This is a genomic window from Prevotella sp. HMSC077E09, assembly GCF_001814685.1.
In the GTDB taxonomy this organism is placed as follows: Bacteria; Bacteroidota; Bacteroidia; order Bacteroidales; family Bacteroidaceae; genus Prevotella; species Prevotella oris.
Genome location: NZ_KV817592.1, coordinates 45060 through 52898 on the forward strand (window position 1 = coordinate 45060; position 7839 = coordinate 52898).

Annotated in this window: 7 protein-coding genes and 1 tRNA gene; 4 read left to right on the forward strand and 4 right to left on the reverse strand. The window is 40.3% G+C overall.

The genetic code is table 11. The annotated features are described in order from the left end of the window. The first annotated feature begins 2 nt into the window (after positions 1-2). The 4 genes from lpxK to HMPREF2983_RS11470 all read left to right on the forward strand — a co-directional run bounded on the left by lpxK (position 3) and on the right by HMPREF2983_RS11470 (position 3244). Entirely contained in the window at positions 3-1187 is a 1185-nt protein-coding gene (lpxK, locus tag HMPREF2983_RS11455) for a tetraacyldisaccharide 4'-kinase (RefSeq protein ID WP_070668527.1), read from the forward strand. Then, positions 1114-1878, forward strand: coding sequence for a purine-nucleoside phosphorylase (locus HMPREF2983_RS11460; protein WP_070668530.1), 765 nt, complete (start codon positions 1114-1116; stop codon positions 1876-1878). The genes lpxK and HMPREF2983_RS11460 overlap by 74 nt, the downstream gene beginning before the upstream one ends. Positions 1879-1894: 16 nt before the next feature. Continuing rightward, positions 1895-3013 carry a thiamine-phosphate kinase gene (gene thiL, locus HMPREF2983_RS11465; RefSeq protein ID WP_070668533.1) on the forward strand — a complete coding sequence of 373 codons (1119 nt, stop codon included), beginning with the start codon at positions 1895-1897 and terminating at the stop codon, positions 3011-3013. Between the two features lie 158 nt (positions 3014-3171). Next, positions 3172-3244 (forward strand) — tRNA-Phe (locus tag HMPREF2983_RS11470). A 155-nt stretch (positions 3245-3399) separates the two neighbouring features. Here the strand turns inward: HMPREF2983_RS11470 and HMPREF2983_RS11475 are convergent. Genes HMPREF2983_RS11475 through HMPREF2983_RS11490 form a run of 4 tightly spaced genes read right to left on the reverse strand, consistent with a single transcriptional unit; the run spans position 3400 to position 7533 of the window. Further along, complete coding sequence (locus HMPREF2983_RS11475; RefSeq protein ID WP_070668536.1) at positions 3400-4080, reverse strand: sugar transferase; 681 nt, start codon at positions 4078-4080, stop codon at positions 3400-3402. A 9-nt stretch (positions 4081-4089) separates the two neighbouring features. Further along, on the reverse strand, positions 4090-5205 hold the full coding sequence (locus HMPREF2983_RS11480; protein WP_004372446.1) for an ATP-grasp domain-containing protein: 1116 nt from the start codon (positions 5203-5205) through the stop codon (positions 4090-4092). Positions 5206-5211: 6 nt separating this feature from the next. Beyond that, a complete protein-coding gene (locus tag HMPREF2983_RS11485; RefSeq protein WP_070668539.1) occupies positions 5212-6402 on the reverse strand; it encodes a glycosyltransferase family 4 protein in 1191 nt (396 codons plus the stop codon). A 21-nt stretch (positions 6403-6423) separates the two neighbouring features. Beyond that, positions 6424-7533, reverse strand: coding sequence for a glycosyltransferase (locus tag HMPREF2983_RS11490; protein WP_070668705.1), 1110 nt, complete (start codon positions 7531-7533; stop codon positions 6424-6426). Between the last annotated feature and the right edge of the window lie 306 nt (positions 7534-7839).

Genomic DNA, 7839 nt, shown 5'->3' on the forward strand with positions numbered 1-7839 from the left:
GGATGAGGACAGAAGGAGACTTCATACACATCAACGAATGGCTGCTGCCACTGAGCTGGTTTTATGGACTTGGCGTAGGAATTCGCAATCAGTTGTTCAACATCGGATTGCTGAAACAACACGACTATGACATTCCTATCATCTCCGTGGGGAACATCACAGTAGGCGGTTCGGGTAAGACTCCGCATGTGGAATACCTGATTCGCTTGCTGAAAGACAAGGTTAAAGTGGCTGTTCTGTCACGGGGCTACAAGCGAAAAAGCCATGGCTATGTGCTGGCCGACAACGAGTCGACAGTGCAGGACATAGGAGATGAGCCTTATCAGATGAAGAAAAAATTTGCCGATGTGCACATTGCAGTTGACAAGAAGCGTGTAAATGGCATTGAACGCCTCACGGGTGATGCCGAAACAAACGACACCGACGTTATTCTCCTGGATGATGCATTCCAGCACCGCTATGTGAAACCAGGCATCAACATCCTGCTTGTAGACTATCACCGACTGATTATCTATGATAAACTTCTGCCTGCCGGCAGACTCCGTGAACAGCAGTCGGGTAAGAACCGCGCAGATATTGTCATCGTTACAAAATGCCCTAAAGACCTTAAACCGATGGAGTTTCGCGTCCTTACCAAGGCCATGAACCTCTATCCCTATCAGAGTTTATTCTTTACAACAATAGAATACGACAAACTCAAGCCCCTCTTTGCAACAGAAAAACCACTGCTTGACAAGTGCGAACTGGACGACAAACACATTATGTTGCTTACAGGTATCGCCTCGCCCAAGCAGATGATTGTTGACATGAAACCTCATGTGAAAGAGATTACGCCACTGACATTCGCCGATCATCACCGGTTTAAGAATAAAGATATAGTGAACATCAACGATACTTTTCATGCCATTGAGGGTGAAAAAATTATCGTGACAACAGAGAAAGATGCTACCCGACTCGAACAAATCGAGGGACTGAGTGAGGATGTAAGGCAAAATCTCTATGTGCTTCCTATCAAGGTAAAGTTCATGCTCAATCAAGAAGAAGAATTTAACAATAAAATCATAGACTATGTACGAAAGAATTCAAGAAACAGCATCCTGGTTAAAGGAAAGGATGACCACAAGTCCAAAGACAGCCATTATCCTGGGAACGGGCCTCGGACAATTAGCTTCAGAGATAACAGATAGCTACGAATTCCCTTATAGTGAGATACCTAATTTCCCGGTATCGACGGTTGAAGGACATGCCGGAAAACTGATTTTCGGAAAGCTTGGAGGCAAGGATATCATGGCCATGGAAGGCCGTTTCCATTTCTATGAAGGCTATAACATGAAAGAAGTGACTTTCCCAGAGCGCGTAATGTATGAGTTGGGAATTGAGACTTTGTTTGTCAGCAATGCTTCAGGTGGTATGAACCCCGACTTCAAAATCGGTGATCTGATGATTATCACTGACCACATCAACCTCTTCCCGGAACATCCTTTGCGGGGCAAGAACTTTCCTACAGGCCCACGTTTTCCCGACATGCATGAGGCCTACAACCATAAATTGATTGCGCTGGCTGACGAGATTGGCAAAGAGAAAGGTATTCGATTGATGCACGGTGTCTATATGGGTGTGCAGGGACCGACATTCGAAACGCCGGCAGAATATCGCATGTATCACCGCATGGGGGCAGATGCTGTCGGCATGAGCACTGTTCCAGAGGTGATTGTAGCTTGTCACTGCGGTATTAAGGTGTTTGGCATCAGCATTATTACTGACCTCGGTGGCTTCGACGTTCCTGTTGAAGTGAGCCATGAGGAAGTACAGAAAGCTGCCAATGAAGCCCAGCCTAAGATGACAGAAATCATGCGTGAGATGATTCGTCGCTCGTAAAACAAAACATAAGAGAATGACAGAAATCTCAAAACTTGGTGAGTTTGGCCTCATTGACCGACTCACCAAAGATATTCAGATTAAAAATACAAGCACCCAATATGGTGTGGGCGATGACTGTGCTGTGCTCAGCTATCCCAATTCCGAAGTACTTATCACTTCGGACATGCTGATGGAAGGTATTCATTTCGACCTCACCTACACCGACATGCACACGCTGGGGTATAAGGCTGCAATGGTCAACATCAGCGACATATTCGCCATGAATGGAACGCCACGCCAATTGATTGTCAGCATTGCTTTGGGCAAACGGTTTACGGTAGAAGACCTTGATGCTTTCTATATGGGAATGCGTGAAGCCTGCAGCAAATGGAACATTGACATCGTTGGTGGCGACACCACATCTTCCAGAACGGGCTTAGCTATCAGTATAACCTGTGTAGGTGAGGCTCCGAAAGAATTGATTACCTATCGTAATGGTGCGAAGGAAACAGATCTTATTTGTGTCAGTGGTGACCTTGGTGCAGCATATATGGGATTGCAAATTCTTGAACGAGAGAAAGCTGTCTACTATTCACAAATTGACGACTATAATAAAAAGGTACGCGAGGCACAGGCTCATAAAGATGAAGCTAAACTCAAAGCGTTACGTGAACAGCGTCAAACCGTGGAGGATTTCCAGCCTGACTTTGCCGGGAAAGAATACCTGCTTGACCGTCAGTTAAAACCCGAAGCAAGGGGAGATATCATCGAAAAGCTGCGCGAAGCCAATATCAAACCGACTGCCATGATGGATATTTCAGATGGATTGAGCAGTGAACTGATGCACATCTGCAAACAAAGCCAATGTGGTTGCCGTGTCTATGAGAAAGAAATTCCTATTGACTATCAGACGGCTGTCACTGCAGAACAATTCAACATGAACCTCACTACCTGCGCACTCAACGGAGGAGAAGACTACGAACTGCTTTTTACAGTTCCTATCGGAGACCATGAGAAGATCAAGAACATAGGAGGTATTCGGCAGATAGGCTATATTACAAAGGAAAATCTCGGTTGCATGCTCGTCACACGTGACAACAACGAGTTTGAACTTCAGGCACAAGGCTGGAATCCACTGCGCGATGAAAAGTAAATAACAACGGCTTGGATATAAAGAAAACACAATGATTTTATGGGTAATGATCCCGCATGTGGTTATGTTAATAAATACAAACTGCAAGTATTTTCTTTATATCCACTGCTTGTTTTCGATAAATATTTCCTACCTTTGCACGCGCAAATAAGCGACATGGTGCCATAGCTCAGTTGGTAGAGCAAAGGACTGAAAATCCTTGTGTCCCCGGTTCGATTCCTGGTGGTACCACATATTAAGCAGTCAGAGATGACTGCTTTCATTGTTTTTACACCCCTTATATAATATAACAGGAGAGCAAAGAACAACTATCTTTACTCTCCTATCCTCGAAGATAACCATGGCTCATTAGCCAACAGCTTATCTATTATTCACTATATTGAGCTTCAAATTTGTTCTCCGGCATATTCCATTCGTTTCCCTAAGACCGTACAGACAATCATCTTAATATCTTTTATGAATGAATAATGATGAAGATAATAGCGGTTAAGCCGAACTTTATCGGGATAAATTACATTATCATTATATTCTTGCACTGTTGTAATACCAATTGGAAGTCCGCTTCTCCCTTTTTGTAATGCTTCATCAACAGCTTCCAAAATATCCTCTTCATTGCGATATTTCAAACTGGCAGGGCCTGTAATACCTGGGCGTAAGAGCAGAACCTCACGGTCTTCACCCTGCAATTGGTCTGCATAGCCCGGCACATCTGGCCGTGGACCAACAAAACTCATATCGCCTTTCAACACATTCCACAATTCAGGTAACTCATCAAGTTTATATCTCCGGAGTTTTTCTCCTAATGGGGTAATTCGACTTTGTTCTTGAGAAGCAATAGAAGTTGCTTCAGAATTGCGACTTGCAACAGATGCTTCAGCTTTCACAGTCATTGTCCTGAACTTATAAACCGTGAAAATCCTACCATAACGGCCAACGCGTTGCTGGCAGAATAATATAGGCCCAGGCATCTTCCATTTGATAAGTAAAGCCACTATCAATAGGACTGGACTAAGAGAAATTAAGCCAATTAATGAAATTAATTTATCAAATAACCATTTAAGTCCCATGTAGTTATTTTATGGGTTCAACTTTTTGTTTTTTACTAACTTAATAAAATAATAAAGAAACTCTCCAAGTATAGCTTTCTTATCTTCTCTTCGATAATCATCGAAAGCATTAAAATTCCAACTCAATATTTGTCTAAACTCCTTAAATGTCAGAGAACAACGAATAATTTTTCCAATAAGGGTAATTATGTCTCCAAGTATCCATTTCGTTTTCACTCCCATACGTGGAGAAATTGTTTTACTATACTTCCCTGTTGTAAAGAGTGAATATAGAATATAAGGAATATCAAAGCCACCAGCCATTGGTGTTGCTAAACCTCCTGTAAATCGGGGATTAACTTCTATAAATACAGCATCGTTTGTTTGTTCATTCACTTTGAAGTCTATACCACAAACGCCCCTATAATCAACTTTATCTAAAATCAACTTAGAATATAGTTCCAGCTCTGGCTTTTCAACTAAGATTCTCTGAGTTGTTGTGCCCCCCCCATCAGTTTTCGTAACCAAAGCTCTATAAGTACAAGCTTGAAAAAAGCTATCGTATCTAACACAATCAACACTATAATCTCTACCAGAGAAAAAATCCTCTACCAAAATATCTTTTTTATTGAATTTCAATAAAAGTTTCTTTGCCTCTTCATAATCTTTAGGGAAGAAGACTCCCTTAGAAGAATTGCCAAATTTCGTTTTAATTACAATTGGATATATAGCATTTTTTATGTCAGCTATAAAATGGGGGACAGGTACACCAACAGAGTCTGCTAAAAGTGTTGCTTTATACTTATCAGATAACAGTATTTGTTTCTCATAAGTTTCCATTGTATATAGAACATCTTTGGGAAGTTCAGCTATATGCTTGGCAATTATCAAGGCCTCATCATGGGTAGGCATAAGGACTTTAGGCGAATACTTTATTAGTGCACTCTTCAAATCCTCTATAAATCCTTGCTCATCTTTTATAAAATCGCGATAAACAAAGTTATCCACACTAAATTTAGAAAGACTACAAATATTGTATGTGGATGTATCACCAACGACAACCTTTAATCCTCTATCAAAAAGACTGCGAATTATATTATATCCAACTCGATTCCAGCAATATGTTACAATAACATCACATTTCATTGTTTATTACTTCTTAAACTTTCTATATTCTTGTAAAGTAGCCTCCCATACAGCTTTTTGTTGGTATCTGTCAATAATTATCTTACGAGAGCATGAAGCCATATTCTTTACTGTTTCTTTGTTATCTAAGCACCAATTCATTGCCTCATACAAAGCCTCCGCATTCCTTGGAGAGAATATTTTCCCATTAACATTTTCTTGGATAATTTCATTGCATCCATTAATATCTGTGACAATTGCAGGAAGCCCCATTGCACCTGCTTGTAAAACAACATTAGGAAAGCCTTCCCGATAACTTGGAAATACTAACACATCTGCCGCGATAAAAAAAGGACGAACATCATTTTGATAACCAACAAAAAGAACATTTGTATCTGTGCGTAGAAACTCTTCATTACCAAAATCAAGAGGGTCCAATTCCGTTTCAAAACGACCTACAAGAAGTAACTTAACATTTCTCTTTTCGTTTTTAAATCGTTTCATACAAGAAACTATTTCATTTATACCCTTATCACGCACTATACGCCCAATAAAAATAAAAACAAATTCATCATCCTTTAGGCCCAAGTCATTACGAATATCATTTCGATTACCCGTATATAATTTCCCCTCTATTCTATTCCTATAATTAAATAACTCGGGATTGAAGAAATCCGTATCAATACCATTTATATTCCCATTTAAAATTACATTTAATTCCTTTTTTGTAATTCCATCTTTTTGTAATGTTTCTTTTATCCCTTTTCCCTCTGGAATAACTTTATTGGCAAATTTACATGTTATAATTTCCATACTGCTCAATATTTGCCTCAAAATCCCATATGAACCTTGATAACGTAACCCTGTAACTGTATAAATACGAAAAGGAACTCGTGCAAAGTATGCAGCAATCATAGACAGCAAACTACCTTTCGGGGTATTGGCATGCACGCACCAAGGTTTTTCTTTACGGAACAACCTGTATAGAAACCACAAAGCTCTTATATCTTTTATTAAGCTTATCGGCCTTTCTAAAGGAGCATCAATAACCCGTATTCCCTCACGCTTCCCGACTTCCTCTAATACGCCTGTATCTTTTGCAACGCCAACAACTTCAAAATATTGATTTAAGTATTTCAGCTGACCTTTCAGCAGACCATCTAAAGAGATATCTGCTGTTGTTACTCTAAATAACTTTTTTCTACAGGTATTTTCCAATGTTCTTGTATGTTATAAAAATCATGATATACCGACAATACGCTTATACATTCTTTCGTAAGCCATTATCATCTTGTCAATATCAAATTGTTTTGCCCTCTCATAACAGGCATCTGCTACTTGCTGATAATATTGGCTATCCTTACTTAAATGATCAATCTCGGCAGCTAACCCACGAGCATCCCCGTGTTCAAAAAGAATACCATAGCCTTCTGTCACTTCTCTTAAACCATTCACCTTACTTGCGATGAAAGGCTTATGTGCACTCATACCTTCAATATTCGACAATGATAATCCTTCCCAATGGCTCGACATCACAATCATATCCGCAGCTCTGAGCACATTCGGTATATCCGTACGTAGGCCCAGAAATCTCACTCTGCCACCAATACCAAGTGTATCAGCCAAATGCTTTACAATATTTTGGCGTACGCCAATACCTGCAAACCATACTTCAAACTCATTCCTATCCAATAAACTCAAAGCCTTAACGACAGTATCTTGATCCTTTGCCTCTCTAAACCCTGCAACCATCAAGATCGCCTTCCTATGCTCTTTCAAAGACAACAATTCTGCATCGGGAGTTGCCTCACTGATACTCTTTACATCTATACCATTATTAATCGTAGAGATACGATGATATCGATTGGAAGATTTATCTAACCATCTCCCCCCGATATACTCCCGTAACTTCTTTTCTGCAACTTTACTGATACAGGCCACATGAGCATATTGTCCATACATCCAACCCTCTATAGGAGCATACCACTTCCAATCGCGTTTGCGATCGGAAGTGGTATGCTCGGTGGAGACAAGCTCCACCGAGCATAACACTTTAGCAACAGCAGCAAAAAGCTGTGGGGAAGAATTATGTGTATGAACGATATCATATCCTCGCATTATCTTTATCAAATTCAAGATATATAAAGGATTATAAACTCCACGCCCCAATGCATATATCTTTGTCTGTGGACTCTCTCGCCTTAACCTTTGCATCAATGGAGTTTCCACACCATTAAAGACACATAAATCCACGATATGCCCTAAGGACTGCAATCTTGGAATCATATTAACGATCAACATCTCTGCTCCTCCCATTTCCAAAGACGTAACGACTTGCAGTATTCTCATCATTCTCTATCCGACATTATATCTAACACACATTCATTAGAGCCCCCATTCTGTATAATCTAAAACAAATTTCATCTCATAAATTTAATTATTGCTGTACGGTAGAAACAAATTGAATGTCTGCAATCCGTTGGTCTATGGGCAATACGAGAACTTTTACTCTGTAGGGGCTTGTATTTCACCAAGTATTAGAAAAAGGTGTCATCGGCTCGTCCTGACATTGGAAACCTCGGAAAACGGAAAAATAGGACTTCGGGGTATCCCGAGAGACCGAAATTCAGAAAAACAATGTTTCGGGATACCCCG

Excerpts from the sequence above, each read along its gene's own strand:
- thiL (WP_070668533.1), top strand. The coding sequence starts at position 1,895 with ATGACAGAAATCTCAAAACTTGGTGAGTTTGGCCTCATTGACCGACTC.
- HMPREF2983_RS11480 (WP_004372446.1), bottom strand. The coding sequence starts at position 5,205 with ATGAAATGTGATGTTATTGTAACATATTGCTGGAATCGAGTTGGATAT.
- HMPREF2983_RS11490 (WP_070668705.1), bottom strand. The coding sequence starts at position 7,533 with ATGAGAATACTGCAAGTCGTTACGTCTTTGGAAATGGGAGGAGCAGAG.
- HMPREF2983_RS11475 (WP_070668536.1), bottom strand. The coding sequence starts at position 4,080 with ATGGGACTTAAATGGTTATTTGATAAATTAATTTCATTAATTGGCTTA.
- lpxK (WP_070668527.1), top strand. The coding sequence starts at position 3 with ATGAGGACAGAAGGAGACTTCATACACATCAACGAATGGCTGCTGCCA.
- HMPREF2983_RS11460 (WP_070668530.1), top strand. The coding sequence starts at position 1,114 with ATGACCACAAGTCCAAAGACAGCCATTATCCTGGGAACGGGCCTCGGA.